Below are 16,961 nucleotides of genomic sequence, written 5' to 3'. Positions count from 1 at the left end.
GACAGTGCAGGCGATAGGCTCCTGGAGTGTCTGACCTGAGTGCGATCGTCAAAGCCTACGACGTGCGTGGCGTCGTCCCCGACGAGCTGGACGAGGAGTGCGCCCAAGCGCTGGGTGCCGCGTTCGCCGACGTGGCCGCAGCGCCCGATGGCGCCACCTTGGTCGCTGTCGGTCACGACATGCGTGACTCCTCGCCCGGGTTGGCCGCGGCATTTGCCGAAGGTGCTGCGTGGCGCGGCGTTGACGTGGTGATGATCGGTCTGTGCTCGACAGATGGGCTCTACTACGTCTCCGGGTCGCGTGGTATCGCGGGGGCGATGTTCACCGCCAGCCACAACCCCGCCCAGTACAACGGCATCAAGATGTGTCACCCGGGTGCGCGGCCCGTCGGTCGTGGGGCGGGCCTGGAGCAGGTGCAGCATCTCGCCGAGCAGTACCTGGACGAGGGAATCCCCGCCGCCGAGCGGCACGGTGAGATCCGCACCGAGGACACTCTCGCCGACTACGCCCAGCATCTGCGATCTCTCGTCGGGTTGGACGGGCAGCGCCCGTTGAAGGTGGTCATCGATGCCGGCAATGGGATGGCGGGCCTGACAGCCGGCGCAGTACTCGGCACCGAGGCCGGGCTGCCCGATCTGGGCCTGGAGATCGTGCCGATGTACTTCGAGCTCGACGGGACCTTCCCCAACCACGAGGCGAACCCGCTCGATCCGGACAACCTCATCGATCTGCAGACGGCCGTGATCGCCGAACAGGCCGACATCGGCCTCGCCTTCGACGGTGATGCTGACCGGTGCTTCGTGATCGACGAACGAGGCGTGGCCGTGAACCCGTCTGCGGTGACGGCTCTCGTCGGTCTGCGTGAGCTCGAGAAGGAGAAGGCAGCCGGACGCGAAGCCACCGTGATCCACAATCTCATCACTTCGCGAGCGGTGCCGGAGCTGATCGAGGCAGCCGGTGGGCGCGCCGTCCGCACCAGGGTGGGGCACTCCTTCATCAAGGCGCAGATGGCCGAGGAACAGGCCGTGTTCGGGGGCGAGCACAGCGCCCACTACTACTTCCGCGACTTCTGGTTCGCCGACACCGGGATGCTGGCGGCGATGCACGTGCTGCAGGCGCTTGGCTCCAGCTCTGCGACACTCTCGGAGCTGTCGGAGATCTACACCCCGTACTACTCCTCGGGCGAGATCAACTCCCGCGTGAGCGATCCAGACGCCGCGCTCCAGCGTGTCCGGGACGCCTTCGCGGACGACATCGCCTCGGGTGTGGTGGCCGTTGAGGAGTTCGACGGCGTCACGTTCAGTCACTGGGACGCCGCGCCACGCTGGTGGTTCAACCTGCGCTCCTCCAACACTGAACCGTTGCTGCGGTTGAACGTCGAGGCCCATGACGAGGACATTCTGGCGAAGATCACTGATGGGGTGCTCGCCGTGGTGCGGGAGGGGCAAGAGGATGACGATGAGTGACGAGTCACGTGAGGTTCTTCCGGCCGAGCTGGTGGCGATTCTGCGGTGCCCGGTGACAGGGTCGGCCCTGCGCGAGGACGTCGGGCCTCACGGGGAACCCGTGCTCGTGAATGAGGCGTCACAGCGGCCGTTGGCGTATCCGATCAGAGCGGGCGTGCCGGTGTTACTGGCGCACGAGGCGGTAGCGGGATCGGCTGAGAAGTAGAGGCTCCACGGAGAATGCCGAGCCGGGTGTGAGGCTGCGGCTATCGCATAGGAGAGCTCAGGTGGCCGACCAACTTCGAACGGCCTACGCCGCAGGGCATGGAAGACAAAGTCGAAGGCAGTGAACAAGGCGGCAGCCCGCCTAGCAGGTCAGCGTTGGACCACGAGGTGTAGGCACCACTCAAGCAGGGCTAGTCCCGGCCGAAAATATCTCTCGTATAGATCTTGTGCGGCACGTCGTCGAGATCTTTGTGCACGCGGTTGGACAGGATCACGTCCGCCCGGGCCTTGAACTCGTCCAGGTTGCGCAGCACGGGAGAGCGGAAGAAGTACTCCTCGTCAAGGTTAGGTTCGTACACGATCACCTCGACGCCCTTGGCCTTGATCCGCTTCATGATCCCTTGGACGGCCGACGTGCGGAAGTTGTCCGATCCGGACTTCATCACGAGCCGGTAGATGCCCACCACCTCGGGATCGCGGCGAAGAACGTCCGCCGCGATGAAGTCCTTGCGGGTGGTGTTGGCGTCGACTACCGCGCGGATGAGGTTCTGCGGCACGTCCTGGTAGTTCGCCAGTAGCTGCCTGGTGTCCTTCGGGAGGCAGTAGCCGCCGTAGCCGAAGGAGGGGTTGTTGTAGTGGGTACCGATCCGGGGGTCGAGGCCAACGCCATGGATGATCTGTTCCGGGTTCAGGCCGTGAGTCGAAGCGAAGGTGTCGAGTTCGTTGAAGTACGCCACCCGCAACGCGAGGAAGGTGTTGGCGAACAGCTTGATCGCCTCTGCCTCGGTCGGGTCCGTGAGCAGCACGGGCACGTCCTTGTCCAACGATCCTTCCAAGAGCAGGTCCGCGAACCGCCGGCCGGCATCGCTCCGGTCGCCCACCACGATCCGGGTCGGGTGCAGGTTGTCAGCCAGTGCCCGACCTTCACGAAGGAACTCGGGGGAGAACAGCACATGCAGACGTGGGTGATCCTCGCGCAGCCGCTCGATGTAGCCCACCGGAATCGTCGACTTCACCACGACAACTGCCGCCGGGTTCACCTGCTCTACGTCCGCGATCACCGACTCCACCGTCGAGGTGTCGAAGGAGTTGGTCTCCTCGTCGTAGTTCGTCGGCGTGGCCACCACCACGAACTCCGCACCCTCATAGGCCTCAGCCCGGTCGAGTGTGGCGTGGAGGCTCAAGTCGCCCGAGCCCAGGTACTTCTCGAGTTCGGCATCTGCGATGGGGGAGTCGCCTGCATTGACCTGGTCGACCCGAGCAGGGTCGATGTCGAGCGCGACCACCTCGTGATGCTGCGCCAGCAGCGCGCCGATGGACAGTCCCACATACCCAGTTCCGACAACGGCGATCTTCACTTCATGGCTCCTCGAGGCCGAAGGTCTGACAGCAGCAGCCTACGATGCCTCGCACCGTCGCGGCGCCATGCTAGGCGCCACGCAGCGCCCGCCCCATCGCCGCGATCGTCTCCTCCATGATCGGCCGCGGCGTGGCGAAGTTGTAGCGCACGAATCCCTGGCCAGCGTCCCCGCACATGGCGCCATCGGTGGTGGCGACGTCGGCTCGGGAGGCGAGGAACGCCGTCGGGCTCGCGGCGCTCTCGGGCAGCTCGACCTCCCGGAAGTCCAGCCAGGCCAGGTAGGTGCCCTCCGGTGGGGTATACCGCACCCCAGGCAGGTGCTCGGCCACGAGTTCGGCCAGGCGCCGGCGATTGCCGTCAAGGTAGGTGAGCACCTCGGTCAGCCACAGCCCGCCCTCGGTGTACGCGGCCGTGTTCGCGACCACTCCGAGGTTCGCGGCCCCGTGTTCGAAGGACTTCCCATGCTCGCGCCACCGGGCGCGGTCGGCATCATTGGAGACCACCACCTGCGCGCACTTGAGCCCCGGTAGGTTCCACGCTTTCGACGCCGACGTCGCCGTGATCGTGTGCCCGGCCGCCGTCTCACTCACCGACGCGTACGGCACGTGCCTCCCTGGCGCGTACACCAGTGGCGCGTGAATCTCATCGGAGAACACCCGCGCGCCGTGCCGCTCGACCACCTCGCTGACGGCGACCATCTCCGCGCGCTCGAGCACCCGCCCGATTGGGTTGTGAGGATTGCACAGCACCAGCAGCCCGCCGCCATCGGCGAACGCCGCATCCAGGGCGTCCAGGTCGTAGACGTAGCGCTCACCCTCGCGGGCCATCGGCACCTGGATGATGCGCCGGCCATGCAGCAGCGGCACGGTGAGGAACGGCATGTACGCCGGGGTGGGGAGGACCACCGCCGATCCCGGCTCGGTGAAGAATTCGATCGTCAGCTCCAACGCCGCCAGCACGTCTGCCACCGGGTGCACGTCCGCTGGATCCACCTGCCAGCCGTAGTGCCGCGCCGCCCACGCGGTGTACGCCTCACTCATCCGGAGTGAGGTGGCTGCCGGCAGGTACCCGAAGATGCCTGCGTCCACGGCCTCGTGCAGTGCCCGGGTGATCGGCCCTGCGGTGCCGAAGTCCATCTCCGCCACCCAGGCGCCGATCTTGCCCGGGAAGGATGTCCACTTCATGCTGCCCGCCGCGCGGAGCTGGTCGGCGGTCGGCTCGTGCAAGGGCGGAGTCAGGTTGGCATTCACGGGCCCCATCCTCTCGCAGTACCTACATGTCACCTCCAGGGTACGAAGCGCTGAACCCAAGGCAGGTGTTATCTTGACGGCCCATATCCGGCGTCAGTGAGCGCATCCTGGAGCATCGGGGCGAGAGAGCGCGAGTAGGTCGCGGTCAGGTGGTGAGAGTCGTAGTAGACAAGGACGTTGCCTACTACCGATTCGCAACGTATCGGTCCGCACACAAAGTCATTGAGGTCGGCGAAGTGAACGTTCGGTGGTGGGTTCACTAGTTGGGCGGTGGGGTCGTGATCGGCGAAGAAGTTCGATCGAGGCTCTCCGCAACGGTTGCTGGTTGCCCCGTACTGAGCGACACAGTCCGGCCGGCTCGTGTCCCACCGGGGAGTGTCGCGCAGCGCGACGACGGGGACGCCGAGCTGATCGAGCTCCGCCCAGCGTTCCAGATATCCCTCGGGTACGTGCTCGCCAGAGCCGCCGTCATAGGTGGAGGTCATCACCACAAGATCGGGCGAATCTGCCGCAATCAACTGGAGAACGTTGGAGTTCCAGTCTCGGCAATACTGGACCTCGTCGCCCTCCCCGGGAGGATCTGTGCTGAATAGGCAACTACTTTTGGTGATCGACACAAGCCGCCAGCCGTTGATCGTCGCCACTTCCTCCAGCGCGGGGAACCAGTGTGCCGAGTGGCTTCCACCCACGAGGTACACAGTGAACGCGGTGTCGAGAACGCCGTAGGCGCAGGTGAGCGCCTCAGCTGTGCCAGTGCCCTGGTGGCACTCGTCCGTGTACACAGATGCCTTGTCCGCAGTGGCGTCCTGCGGGCTAGGGCGAATCGGAGCCTCCGTTGTGGAAGCAGTGCCGGGAACAGCGAGTTCCAGGGCGCCGGGGTGCTCGGCGCTCGTGCTAGCAGCGCTTGCCACCGCCGGCGCGCGGTAGTTCTGGCCGACACCAGCGGTGATGGCGACGACGAGCAGCATCACAACAATCCCAGCGCCGACTGTGCGCCATGGGCCGAAGTGTAGGCGAGTGCGGATGGGGGTCTCGACTAGCGTGGTCGTCACCACACTGAGTGCCACCGCAAGCGCGATGATCGCTAGGCCCGACCACGCATCGGCGGTGGGCCGCCCGGTCTGCGCGAGGAGGAAGGCCAGCAGAGGCCAGTGCCAGAGGTAGATGCCATAGGAGTAGCGGCCGAGCCACGCGAGGGGCCGACACCCGAGGGCGCTCGCGACACCCCCGGGTGTCGAATCAGCCAGCAGGATCAGGGCTGCGCCGCCCACGGGCCAGGCAGCCACCCAGCCAGGAAACGACGTCGAGACAGGAAGGACGATGCCCGTGGTGACGATCATGGCCAGGCCCAGCCACCCGGCAACCTGCCCGGCACGGCCCATGATCCGATAGCCCGCCGTCACCGCCAGTGCGACCAGCCCCCCGGCAGCGAACTCCCACATACGAGTCCCAGTGTGGAAGTAGGCGAGAGGTTGGTTGGCGTCGGTCAGCATGATTGACCAGGCGAGCGAGCCGACCAGCAGGGCGCTCATGAGCGCGACCAACCGCCGCCGGATCCGTTGGCTTCCCCAAACGGCCGCCAGAGCGAAGACGGCGAGCCAGACTACATAGAACTGGCCCTGGACGGACATTGCCCAGAAGTGCTGGACCGGGCTGGGCGCATCTTCTCGCGCAAGGTAGTCGACCGACTTGGCCGCCAGCGCCCAGTTCTCCACGTAGAGAGCGGAGGCCGCGATCTCGCGCAGTGTGGCGCGCATGCGCGTGCTTGGCAGGAGCATCGGCGCCAGCAGCGTGACGAACACGAGCACCACCGCCGCAAGCGGGAGAAGTCTGCGGGCGAGGCGTGAGAAGTAGCTGCCCACGTGCAGCCGACCGCTCTGCTCCACCTGTCGCAGCAAGGAGGTGGTGATCAGGAAACCTGCCACGAGGAAGAAGACATCCACCGCGCCTGAGACGCGGCCGACCCAGATGTGGAAGACGGCCACCAAGAGGGCCGCGACCGCGCGTAGCCCCTCGATCTCAGGGCGGAAGGTAGCAGTTGGCGATGAGCGTGGCGCGAACCGTCCGGTCGAGTGGCGTGGCAAGGTGCGGTCCCCCTGTTGGTAGCGCAGCGATTCTAGACGGTGTCACGTCCTTGGGCGAACAGTTTGGCTTCGCGAGTGCGTGAACCGATCGGGCCCCCTGCAGCAAGCGGTTGACGAGATGGACGGTGATTGCACCCGTGGGGTGAGGGGCGTGTGCGGCATCAGAACCGTGCCGGGTAGTTGACTCGGTACGTTTCGCCGCCTCGGTGCGAGACGCGGCTAGTGCGAGAATCACTCCCGTGACCACAGCCGCCGACCACGCCACCTCCCGCCGCGCCGTCGGCGTGCTCATCGCCAGCAATCTGCTGGGCGGCGTCGGCGTGGCCTCCGGGGTGGCTGTCGGCGGGCTGCTCGCCGAACGCCTCGGCGGGACGTCGGTGGCCGGCCTCGGCCAGGCCGCGAGCGTCCTCGGTGCGGCGATCGCCGCCGTTCCGCTGGCGCGCCTGGCAGCCCGGGCCGGCAGGCGGCGGTCCCTCGCCCTCGGGTACGCCCTCGCCACGGCGGGGGCCCTGACCATCCTGACGGCCGCCGTCGTGAATCAGTTGATCGTGCTCCTGGCAGGCCTGGGCCTGTTCGGGGTGGCGCAGGCAGTCAACCTGCAGTCCCGCTACGCCGCCGGCGAGAACGCCACCGCCGCCACCCGCGGGCGCACCATGGCGATCGTCATCTGGGCCACCACCATCGGCTCGGTCGCCGGGCCGAACCTCACCGACCCGGGCAACGCCGCCGGGATCGCCGCCGGCCTGCCCTCCCTCGCCGGCCCGTACCTGTTCTCCCTGGTCACCTTCGCGCTCGCCGGCACCGTGATCGCCCTGTTCTACCCACGATTGCCGACGGCGCAGCCCACCTCCCTCACCAGCGAGCCGGAACCCTCACGCGAACCGGAACCCTCACGCGAACCGGTCGGCACCCTGGCCTCCCTGCGCTGGGCAGGCCGCCACGCCGTGGCGCGCTACGCCGTCGTGCTCACCGCCTGCGCCCACTCGGTGATGGTGATGGTCATGGTGATGACCCCGGTGCACCTGGCTCACCACGGCATGTCCCTGACGGTGGTGGGCGTGGTGATCAGCCTGCACATCCTCGGCATGTTCGGGCTCAGCCCCGTGTTCGGATGGTGCGCCGACCGGTTCGGCGGGGTGCGCACCGGCGCCGGGGGCATGGCGGGCCTGGTGGTGGCGCTCGTGCTCGGTCTCGTGGCCGCGCAGGAAACGGCCGGGGGAGTGCTCACCGCCGTGGCCCTGACAGTGCTCGGGGTGGGGTGGTCGGCGTGCGTGATCGGAGCCTCGGCGCTGCTCGCCGCGACAGAAGGGCACGTGCGGCTGCCGCTGCAGGGCGCCACTGACGCCGGGATGAACGGTGCCGGAGCGCTCGCGGCCGCGCTCGCCGGGCCGATCCTGGCCTGGGGCGGGTTCACGGCGGTGAATGTCGCCGGTGCGGTGCTGCTGGTGCCGGCCGTGGTGGTGCTGGTCGCGGCGCTGCGGGCGGGCCGGGTGAAGGCGCCCGCTGTGGCCTAACGGGTTCGAGTGCGGCGTGGCCCCCGGCGGACACAGTTTCCCGCTGTCGACCCGATTTCCCGGCGCCGACCGAGATGGGAGCATGAGTCCACGCCTGGAAACTCGGTCCGAACAATCGGCGCACGAGTTGAGTCGCGCATCCGAAATGTCACGATACCTGCACATCGGCGGCAATGTTACCGCTCTTGCACATAGCCGCAAAGTGAAGGTACGGTGACATTGTGGCTGGCATTCCGTTCAGTACGCCCACTCAGGTCGGGGCAGCGATACGCGGCGCCCGGATCCGGGCCGGCATCACCCAGGCTGAACTTGCTGAACGTGCCGGTGTCAGCCGACGGTGGCTGATTGCCGTGGAGGCCGGGGACGGGCAGCGTGCTGAGCTCGGGAAAGTCCTCGACACCCTGGATTCCCTGGATCTGGCGATCGTCGCCGAGCAGCGCGGTAATCACGATGGGCTCCTCGACCTGTTGGACGGGACATGACGGGCCAGCGGCTGGCCGTGATCCTCTACGGTCAGCACGTTGCCGATCTTGATCAGACTGCCGGCGGTCAGCATGTGTTGCGCTATCGCGACACTTCCGAGACCACACCCTTGTCGCTGACTATGCCGCCCGGGGGCGGCCCGTTCAAGCATCAGGTGGTCGAACCCGTGCTGGAAGGCCTGCTGCCGGAGCGAGAGGGTGTACGCGAGTCGATAGCGCGAGAGTTCGGCGTGTCTGCACGGAACCCGTTCGCGTTGCTCAGCCACATCGGACTGGACTGCGCCGGGGCGGTGCAGTTCTGCCCCGAAGACAAGATTCCTGATGTGCTCGGTCGACATGCCGAGTTGCTACCCCTCTCGACCCGCGATATCAGTAATCGGATCGCTGCGCTTCGCAGCGATCCTGGAGCCACATGGCTCGCGCCGAGCGAGCACTGGTCCTTGGCCGGAGCCCAGTCGAAGTTCGCGATCCGACGCGAGGGGAATCGATGGTTCTCAGCGACTGGTGCTGCCCCCACGACCCACATCGTTAAGCCTGGTGTTGACGGAATTCGCCTGCAGGCGCTGAACGAGCACATCAGCCTGCAAGTGGCTCGGCGAGTCGGCCTCTCTGCGGCTCGTTCGCAGTGGATGCACTTTGATGACGAGGCCGCTCTCGTTGTCGAGCGATACGATCGCCGTCGTGACGCGGAGGGCGGCCTCGTGCGCCTACACCAAGAGGACCTGTGCCAGGCGACGAGTACCTACCCCACCGACAAGTACGAGTCCGACGGGGGTCCGTGCGCGGTCCGGATCGTCGATCTGCTGCGCCGGTACAGCAGACGTGGCGACCGCCAGCGCAATGTGGACTCGTTCGTCGAGGCCTTGGCATTCAACGTGCTGTTGCAGGCTCCAGATGCCCACGCCAAGAACTACTCGGTCCTGCTCGTCGCAGACACGGTCCGGTTGGCTCCTCTGTACGACGTCGCTTCAGGCGCTCCCTACGACACCGGAGAAGACTCCGGGTTGCGGGACTCCGCCATGGCGATCGGGGGGCGCCGCAGGTTTGCTCAGATCGACCTGGGGCGGTGGGAGCGATTCGCCCGTGAAGCTGCGCTCGAGCAGGAGCGCGTGGTTGAGCGGGTCCGCGATCTCGCTGCCAGAATTCCCGACGCCATGTCTGAGGTGTTCGCGGCTGAGGAGAGGGCTGGCACGTCGGGCGTCGATGAACTGCGGAAGCGGATGCTCGACCCGATCGCGCGGCGATGTGCCGTCGTCGCGGGTGGATAGATGCAACCTCCTGGGCACGTGGCCGAGTGCCTATGAGGCAGATGGACGGGCCCGCGTGAAGCAGCGGGACGGCGCTCCCACGGATCAAAAGCCGGGTGCTCGGGGTCGAATCCCGTTCGGGCGTCGGAATCCCGATCCGGGCGCCCCGGATGGGGATTCGAACGCCGAAGGGGGATTCGAATGGGCCGGCGCCGAATGGGCCGGCGCCGGGCGCCCGGGCGGGTAGCAGGAGCCCGTCCCGGGGCCGATACCCTGGCTCCATGACGTTCTCCGAGCTCCCCGGTCGCTACAAGGTGCGCGACCTCTCCCTCGCCGCCGCCGGCCGCCACCAGATCCGTCTCGCCGAGCACGAGATGCCCGGTCTGATGGCACTGCGGGAGGAGTACGGCGAGTCCCAGCCGCTGCGGGGAGCCCGGATCGCCGGCTCGCTGCACATGACCGTGCAGACCGCCGTCCTGATCGAAACCCTCACCGCTCTCGGCGCCCAGGTGCGCTGGGCCAGCTGCAACATCTTCTCCACCCAGGACGAGGCCGCCGCCGCCGTGGCGGTCGGCCCGCACGGGAGCCCCGAGGATCCGCAGGGCGTGCCCGTCTTCGCCTGGAAGGGCGAGAGCCTCACCGAGTACTGGGACTGCACCGAGCAGATCCTGCTCTGGCCCGAGGAGGGCCCCAACCTCATCCTCGACGACGGCGGCGACGCCACCATGCTCGTGCACGAGGGGCGCCGGTTCGAGCAGACCGGGGCAATCCCCGCCGACCCCGAACCCGGTGAGCAGGGATACTCCGACGAACTGCTCGTCTTCCGGACCGTCCTGCGCCGCTCCCTCGCCGCCGACTCCCAGCGGTGGACCCGCATCGCCGCCGGAATCCGCGGCGTCAGTGAGGAGACCACCACCGGCGTGCACCGGCTCTACCAGCTCGCCGCCGCCGGGGAGCTGCTGTTCCCGGCGATCAACGTCAACGACTCGGTCACCAAGTCCAAGTTCGACAACCGCTACGGCATCCGCCACTCCCTGCCCGACGGCATCAACCGTGCCACCGACATCCTCATCGGCGGCAAGGTCGCCGTGGTGTGCGGGTACGGGGACGTCGGCAAGGGGGCGGCCGAGGCGTTGCGCGGGCAGGGCGCCCGCGTGATCGTCACCGAAGTCGACCCGATCTGCGCGCTGCAGGCCGCGATGGACGGCTACCAGGTGGCACGGCTGGAGTCCGTCCTCGACTCCGGTGACTTCTTCATCACCACCACCGGCAACGTCGACGTCATCACCGCGGATCACCTGGTCGGGATGAAGAACAAGGCCGTGGTGGGCAACATCGGTCACTTCGACAACGAGATCGACATCGCCGGGCTCTCCCGCGTTCCCGGCGTACGGCGTGAGGAGATCAAGCCGCAGGTGCACGAGTGGGTCATTCCGGCTGATGAGGGCCAGGAGGAGAAATCGATCATTGTGCTCTCCGAGGGCCGGCTCCTCAACCTCGGCAACGCCACCGGCCACCCGTCCTTCGTGATGAGCAACTCCTTCGCCAACCAGGTGATCGCCCAGATCGAGCTACACGATCCGAACGCCGAGTACGATCTGGACGTCCACCGCCTGCCGAAGGTGCTTGATGAGAAGGTCGCCCGTCTCCACCTGGACGCCCTCGGTGTGGAGCTGACCGAACTGACCAAGGAGCAGGCCGAGTACATCGACGTCGACGTCGCCGGCCCCTACAAGTCCGAGCACTACCGATACTGACAGCGGCGAAGGCAGCCCGGGGGACGGTGAAATGAACGACAAGCACGACTCACCCCTGGTTGAACCGCTGTTCGGCCGGCTCTCCGCTGGCGGCCTGCGGAACATGGCCGACACCCTCCGGGGTGAGTCGATGGGAGGGGTGCTCCTCGTCGTCGGGGCCGTGCTCGCCCTGATCTGGGCCAACTCACCGTGGCAGGACTCCTACACCACCATCCGCGACAGCCCGCTCGCGATCGAGGCACTCCACCTGGATCTCACCGTGGGGGAGTGGGCCGCGGACGGCCTGCTGGCCGTGTTCTTCTTCGTGGTCGGGGTGGAGCTCAAGCGGGAGATCGTCACCGGCGAGCTGCGCAGATTCTCGACGGCGATCGTCCCCGTGGCAGCAGCCGTGGGCGGGATGGCCGTGCCCGCCCTGATCTACCTGGCGATCAACCTCCCGGCCGCCGACGGCGCCCCGCACGGCTGGGCGATTCCCACGGCCACCGACATCGCCTTCGCCGTGGCCGTGCTGGCGCTGGTGGGCAAGTGGTTGCCGGCCTCATTGCGAGCGTTCCTGCTCACTCTCGCCGTGGTGGACGACCTGCTGGCCATCATCGTGATCGCCATCGCCTACAGCGACGGCCTTACCCTCGCCTGGTTGCTCGCCGCCGCAGCCTGCGTGACCGCGTTCGCGCTGCTGGTACGGCGAGGAATCACCTGCTGGTACCTGCTGATCCCGCTCGCGATCCTTGCCTGGCTGACCATGCACGCCTCCGGCATCCACGCCACGATCGCAGGCGTCGCGCTCGGGATGGTCGCCCCGGCCGTGCCGCTGCGTGGCAAGGCCGCCGACCGGCTGCCGCGTCAGCTCTCCCGCGACGCCTCCGTAGCCGAGTACTTCGAACACCTGTGGCGCCCGATCTCCTCCGGCGTGGTGGTACCGGTCTTCGCGCTCTTCACTGCCGGGGTCTCGGTGGATCCGAGCGTGCTGAGCGAAGCGATCGCCGATCCGGTGGCCGCCGGGGTGGCGTTCGGGCTCGTGCTCGGCAAACCGGTCGGGATTGTCGCGGCCACCTGGCTGATCTCGCGCACCCGGCACGCCAACCTCGCCCCCGGGCTGGGGTGGACCGACGTGCTCGGCGTCGGTGCCCTGGCCGGGATCGGGTTCACTGTCTCCCTGCTGGTGGCCGAGCTGGCGTTCGGCGTCGGGCATCCGCGGGACGAGCACGCCAAGCTCGCGGTGCTCTCGGCCTCGATCCTCGCGGCACTCGTGGGCTGCGCCATTCTCACGTGGCGGGGCCGGGTGCACCGGCTGCGTGGGAGTCACGGTTTCGCCGACGGCGACGAGAACTCCGAGTAAGAGGTTGTGCCCCGGGGCACTGCTGGCGAGGGTTGCGCGAGTTCGAATCGACCGTGACGTTGGGTGCGTGGGCGCCATGAAGCGGCCCGCCAGACCGACGAGGGTTTTCTGGATGGGCTCGCGGCCGAAGCCGGTCGGCGGATCGGCACGTTCGTGATCTCAGTCACTCTCCGTCGCGAATGAGGTAAGGCTTCCCTTTGCTAGGTTAGGCTCGGCTAACAACGAGGTGGGATCGGCCCTCATGGGCCTTGGGGCGCGTCGCTGCGGCAGACGCTCGGCCCACGCCTCGAGCGCTCGGATACGAGCGCGTCCGAACCCAGCTGAGGAGAATCACCATGTCTGTGAAGCGCCCTGTGGCCCTCGTCTCGATCGCGGCGGCAACCTCGCTCGTCGTGGCCGCGTGCGGCGGTCCCGATACCGCCTCCGGATCCGAGGGTGAGGAATCGGCCGAGACCGTCACCTTCACCTGGGATAGGAACACCGCCGGCGAGGACGAGGATCCGCAGTACGAGGAGACCAGCGTCGAGGCGCCAGTGAACCCGGAGACGATCGTCGCCTTCGACATCGCGAGCCTCGACACCGTGGGTGCTCTCGGCGGCGAGATCGCCGGCGCGCCGCTGGACAACGTGCCCGACTACCTCACCGGCTACCTGGCCGAGGATGCCTTCAACGCTGGCACCCTGTTCGAAGCCGACCTCGTCGAGATCGAGGCCCAGCAGCCCGACCTCATCCTCGTCTCCGGCCGCTCCTCCGCCCTGTGGGAGGACCTCAACGAGATCGCCCCGACTGTCGACCTGAGCCCGGCCGGTACCTACCTCGAGACCCTGGAGCGCAACACCGAGTTCCTCGGCCAGGTGCTCGGTGCTGAAGAGGACGCGGCTGAGGCCGTCGAGAGTCTCAACTCCCAGATCGAGGACGTGCGCGCTCAGGCGGCCGAGCTCGGCACCGGCCTGGGGCTGATGGTTTCCGGGGGTAGTCTCAGCGCGCTCGCTGCCAGTGGTGGCACCGAAGGTGGCTTCACCTACCGCAGCGGGATCATGTATGACGTCTTCGGCGTGCAGCCGGTGATCGAGGACATCCAGGGTGCCACGCACGGTGAGCCGGTTTCGTTCGAGTTCGTGCTCGAGCAGAACCCCGACCACCTGTTCGTGATCGATCGCGACCAAGCCATCGGCACCGAGGACGCGCAGGCAGCCGCTGAAGTGCTCGACAACGACATCATCAACGAGACCGTGGCCGCGCAGAACGAGCAGATCCACTACCTCAACCCCGTGGCCTGGTACATCGTCTACGGCGGCCTGGACACCACGCAGGTGATGATCGACGACATCTCCGCCGCTCTGTAGTTCCCCGATGACACCGGACCAGTCTCGGCAGGGCCAGCGATGACCGCCGTGACCAACCATGCGCCCACCCCGGCCCGCACCTCGCGGACCGGGGTGGGCGTCGTCGTCGGGATGGCGCTACTGGTGCTCACGGTGACGAGCGTGTTCATCGGCGTCTCCGATGTCACACCCACCTCGCTGGTACGTGCGGACGCTGACTCCCATGCGGCATTCCTGCTCCTGGTCAGCCGCATCCCGCGCACGGTGGCGGTGCTGCTGGTCGGTGCCTCGCTCGGGATCGCCGGCCTGATCATGCAGATGATGGTGCGCAACCGGTTCGTCGAACCCAGTACCACTGGGGTCACCGAGTTCGCCACGCTCGGCATGCTCGGCTGCATCGTGCTCGCCCCCGCCCTGCCGGTGGTGGGGAAAGCGTCCGTGGCCGCGGTGTTCGGGCTGGCCGGCACCTGGGTGTTCCTCCAGGTGATCAAGGCCGTACCCGTACGACAGCTGGTGCTGGTGCCGCTCGTGGGCATCATGCTCGGGGGAGTGGTCGGAGCCTTCACCACCTTCACCGCCTACCGGATGGATCTGCTGCAGTCCCTGGGCCAGTGGTCCCAGGGCAGCTTCGCCTCGGTGATGGCCGGACGCTACGAGCTGCTCTGGCTCGCCGGAGCCATGGTGGTCCTCGCCTGGATCGCCGCCGACCGGTTCTCCGTGATCGGCCTCGGTGAGGACTTCGCCACCAACCTCGGGCTGAACTACCGCCGGGTGATGGCGATCGGAATGGTCATCATCGCGGTCATCACCGCCACGGTGCTGGCCACTGCCGGGATCGTGCCGTTCCTGGGCCTGGTTGTGCCGAACGTCGTCAGCCTGATCATCGGCGACAACGTGCGCCGGGCGATCCCGTGGGTCGCTGGGCTGGGCGCTGTGTTCATCCTCGCCTGCGACATCCTGGCCCGGGTGGTGCGATTCCCCTACGAGATCCCCCTCTCGGTGATCGTGGGCATCGTCGGCGCCGGCATCTTCCTCTGGCTGCTGCTGCGGAAGGGGTCTCGTGCTCACTGATCCGACGACGACGGACACCCCCGCCCGTACGGGCGTCAGGGTCGCCGGCGATCCTGCACCTGCCCCTGCGGCCGCCGGGTCACCGGCGCAAGGCGAGGCCCACGACGCCGCACAAGCACGCGGCTTGCGCAGACTGTGGCAAAGCCCTGGCGTCCGACTCGCGGTCCTGGGCTGCGCCGTCGTGATCCTCGTGGCCTGCTACCTGCTCACTGACGTGCCCGGATCGCTCGCGTTCGCCGTGAAGATCCGGGGGATGACCGTACTGGCCATGCTGGTGGTGTCGATCGCGGTGGGCATCTCGACAGTCGTGTTCCACACGATCACGGCCAACCGCATCCTGACGCCCTCCATCATGGGATTCGACGCGTTCTACGGCCTCGTGGCCACCGCGATGGTGTTCTTCGGGGGCTCCGCGGCCTTCCTGAACGCCGACACGCTCACGCTGTGGTTCGTGCAACTGGTCGTGATGGTGGCGTTCAGCGTGCTGCTGTTCACGTGGCTGTTCGGCGGAAAACGGCGCTCGCTGCACCTGATGCTGCTGGTGGGCATCGTGCTCGGCACGTTCCTGCGGGCGCTCGCGGAGTGGATGCAGCGGATGCTCGATCCGCTCGACTTCCAAGTCGTCACCGATGCGATGTTCGCCTCGCTGAGCCGGCCCGACGAGACGCTGCTGATGCTCACCGGCGGGCTTGTGGCGGCCGGGGTGGTGGCGCTGATCCCGCTGCTGCGGATCCTGGACGTGCTGACGCTGGGGGAGTCGATGGCGGTGGGGTTGGGGGTGGACCATCGGCGCGTGGTGATGGGGCTGTTCGCCATCGTCTCGGTGATGGTGGCTGCCTCCACGTCCATGGTCGGCCCGATCCTCTTCTTCGGGCTGATCGTTTCCAACCTCGCCTACTCCTATGTGGGCACGTTCCGGCACCGCTACACGCTGCCGGCCGCCGTCGGGCTGGGCATGGTGTGCCTCGTGGGCGGGCAGCTCGTGCTGGAGCGGGTGTTCGGCTTCGGGGGTGCGCTGGCGATGATCATCGAGTTCGCCGGTGGCATGTTCTTCCTCTACCTCGTGCTGCGAAAGGGGGCACGATGATCGTGCTCGACGGCGCCACCAAGCGCTATGGCTCCACGACCGTGCTCGATCATGTCTCGTTGAGCTTCGGTGGGGAGGGTGTGACAGCGCTCATCGGCCCCAACGGTGCCGGCAAGTCGACGCTGTTCTCAGTGATCGGGCGGCTGATCCAACCCGAGGAAGGGCGCGTGCTCGTGGACGACCTCGACGTCGCCTCGGCCCCCTCGCGCACCCTGGCCACCCGGCTGGCGGTGCTGCGGCAGGACAACCACATCGCCGCCCGGCTCACGGTGGCGGACCTGGTGGAGTTCGGCCGGTTCCCTCACTCGCGCGGGCGGATGACCACCGAGGATCGTGACCACGTGGAGCGGGCGCTCGACTACCTGGATCTGCAGCCCTACCGTGCCCGCTACCTGGACCAGCTCTCCGGCGGGCAGCGTCAGCGTGCCTTCGTGGCGATGGTGCTCGCCCAGGACACCCAGTACGTGCTGCTGGATGAGCCGCTGAACAACCTCGACCTCAAACATGCCGTGGAGATCATGCGGCTGTTGCGGCGCATGGCCGACGAGCTCGGCAAGCGGATCGTGGTGGTGCTGCACGACATCAACGTCGCCGCCCGGTACTGCGACCGGATCGTGGCGATGCGGGACGGGCGCGTGGTCTGTGACGGGCCGGCGGTCGAGGTGATGGATCCGGCGGTGCTGGAGTCCGTCTACGACCTGCCGGTGGATGTGCGCGAGATCGACGGGCAGTTGGTGGCGCTCACGGCGGGGTAGGCCGACCGGTCAGGCGAGGG

14 protein-coding genes are annotated in these 16,961 nt (G+C 67.5%); 11 read left to right on the top strand and 3 right to left on the bottom strand.

Annotated elements, in window-relative coordinates; genetic code table 11:
- Nucleotides 1-26: 26 nt before the first annotated feature.
- Both IM660_RS13920 and IM660_RS13915 read left to right on the top strand, forming a co-directional pair.
- A complete protein-coding gene (locus IM660_RS13920; protein ID WP_193496359.1) occupies nucleotides 27-1,466 on the top strand; it encodes a phosphomannomutase/phosphoglucomutase in 1,440 nt (479 codons plus the stop codon).
- Nucleotides 1,459-1,671, top strand: coding sequence for a Trm112 family protein (locus tag IM660_RS13915; protein WP_193496357.1), 213 nt, complete (start codon nucleotides 1,459-1,461; stop codon nucleotides 1,669-1,671). The genes IM660_RS13920 and IM660_RS13915 overlap by 8 nt, the downstream gene beginning before the upstream one ends.
- Before the next feature lie 190 nt (nucleotides 1,672-1,861).
- Here the strand turns inward: IM660_RS13915 and IM660_RS13910 are convergent, their stop codons facing one another.
- The 3 genes from IM660_RS13910 to IM660_RS13900 all read right to left on the bottom strand — a co-directional run bounded on the left by IM660_RS13910 (nucleotide 1,862) and on the right by IM660_RS13900 (nucleotide 6,364).
- Entirely contained in the window at nucleotides 1,862-3,028 is a 1,167-nt protein-coding gene (locus IM660_RS13910; RefSeq protein WP_193496356.1) for a nucleotide sugar dehydrogenase, read from the bottom strand.
- 70 nt (nucleotides 3,029-3,098) lie between these two features.
- Complete coding sequence (locus IM660_RS13905) at nucleotides 3,099-4,280, bottom strand: MalY/PatB family protein (protein WP_246464956.1); 1,182 nt, start codon at nucleotides 4,278-4,280, stop codon at nucleotides 3,099-3,101.
- A gap of 68 nt (nucleotides 4,281-4,348) precedes the next feature.
- On the bottom strand, nucleotides 4,349-6,364 hold the full coding sequence (locus IM660_RS13900) for an acyltransferase family protein (RefSeq protein ID WP_193496352.1): 2,016 nt from the start codon (nucleotides 6,362-6,364) through the stop codon (nucleotides 4,349-4,351).
- A 239-nt stretch (nucleotides 6,365-6,603) separates the two neighbouring features.
- Here IM660_RS13900 and IM660_RS13895 point away from each other — a divergent pair, with 239 nt between their 5' ends.
- The 9 genes from IM660_RS13895 to IM660_RS13855 all read left to right on the top strand — a co-directional run bounded on the left by IM660_RS13895 (nucleotide 6,604) and on the right by IM660_RS13855 (nucleotide 16,941).
- Nucleotides 6,604-7,878, top strand: a complete 1,275-nt coding sequence (locus tag IM660_RS13895) for an MFS transporter (protein ID WP_193496351.1) — start codon at nucleotides 6,604-6,606, stop codon at nucleotides 7,876-7,878.
- A gap of 221 nt (nucleotides 7,879-8,099) precedes the next feature.
- Entirely contained in the window at nucleotides 8,100-8,360 is a 261-nt protein-coding gene (locus tag IM660_RS13890) for a helix-turn-helix domain-containing protein (RefSeq protein WP_246464955.1), read from the top strand.
- Nucleotides 8,357-9,628: a type II toxin-antitoxin system HipA family toxin gene (locus IM660_RS13885; protein ID WP_193496349.1), complete on the top strand. Its 1,272-nt coding sequence runs from the start codon at nucleotides 8,357-8,359 to the stop codon at nucleotides 9,626-9,628. Before IM660_RS13890 ends, IM660_RS13885 begins: the two co-directional genes overlap by 4 nt.
- Nucleotides 9,629-9,888: 260 nt before the next feature.
- Nucleotides 9,889-11,364, top strand: a complete 1,476-nt coding sequence (gene ahcY / locus IM660_RS13880; protein ID WP_193496347.1) for an adenosylhomocysteinase — start codon at nucleotides 9,889-9,891, stop codon at nucleotides 11,362-11,364.
- A gap of 31 nt (nucleotides 11,365-11,395) precedes the next feature.
- Nucleotides 11,396-12,703 (top strand): Na+/H+ antiporter NhaA, encoded by a 1,308-nt coding sequence (nhaA, locus tag IM660_RS13875; RefSeq protein WP_193496346.1) that lies wholly within the window; start codon nucleotides 11,396-11,398, stop codon nucleotides 12,701-12,703.
- 335 nt (nucleotides 12,704-13,038) lie between these two features.
- A complete protein-coding gene (locus tag IM660_RS13870; protein ID WP_193496344.1) occupies nucleotides 13,039-14,049 on the top strand; it encodes a siderophore ABC transporter substrate-binding protein in 1,011 nt (336 codons plus the stop codon).
- Nucleotides 14,050-14,088: 39 nt separating this feature from the next.
- Nucleotides 14,089-15,099, top strand: a complete 1,011-nt coding sequence (locus tag IM660_RS13865; protein ID WP_193496342.1) for an ABC transporter permease — start codon at nucleotides 14,089-14,091, stop codon at nucleotides 15,097-15,099.
- A complete protein-coding gene (locus tag IM660_RS13860) occupies nucleotides 15,089-16,186 on the top strand; it encodes an iron chelate uptake ABC transporter family permease subunit (RefSeq protein ID WP_246464954.1) in 1,098 nt (365 codons plus the stop codon). The genes IM660_RS13865 and IM660_RS13860 overlap by 11 nt, the downstream gene beginning before the upstream one ends.
- Nucleotides 16,183-16,941 (top strand): iron ABC transporter ATP-binding protein, encoded by a 759-nt coding sequence (locus IM660_RS13855; RefSeq protein WP_193496340.1) that lies wholly within the window; start codon nucleotides 16,183-16,185, stop codon nucleotides 16,939-16,941. The genes IM660_RS13860 and IM660_RS13855 overlap by 4 nt, the downstream gene beginning before the upstream one ends.
- The last annotated feature ends 20 nt before the right edge of the window (nucleotides 16,942-16,961 follow it).

This window comes from Ruania alkalisoli (assembly GCF_014960965.1).
GTDB lineage: Bacteria > Actinomycetota > Actinomycetes > Actinomycetales > Beutenbergiaceae > Ruania > Ruania alkalisoli.
The sequence above is the reverse complement of the archived record's forward strand: the minus strand, read 5'-3'. Positions and strand labels throughout refer to the sequence as shown.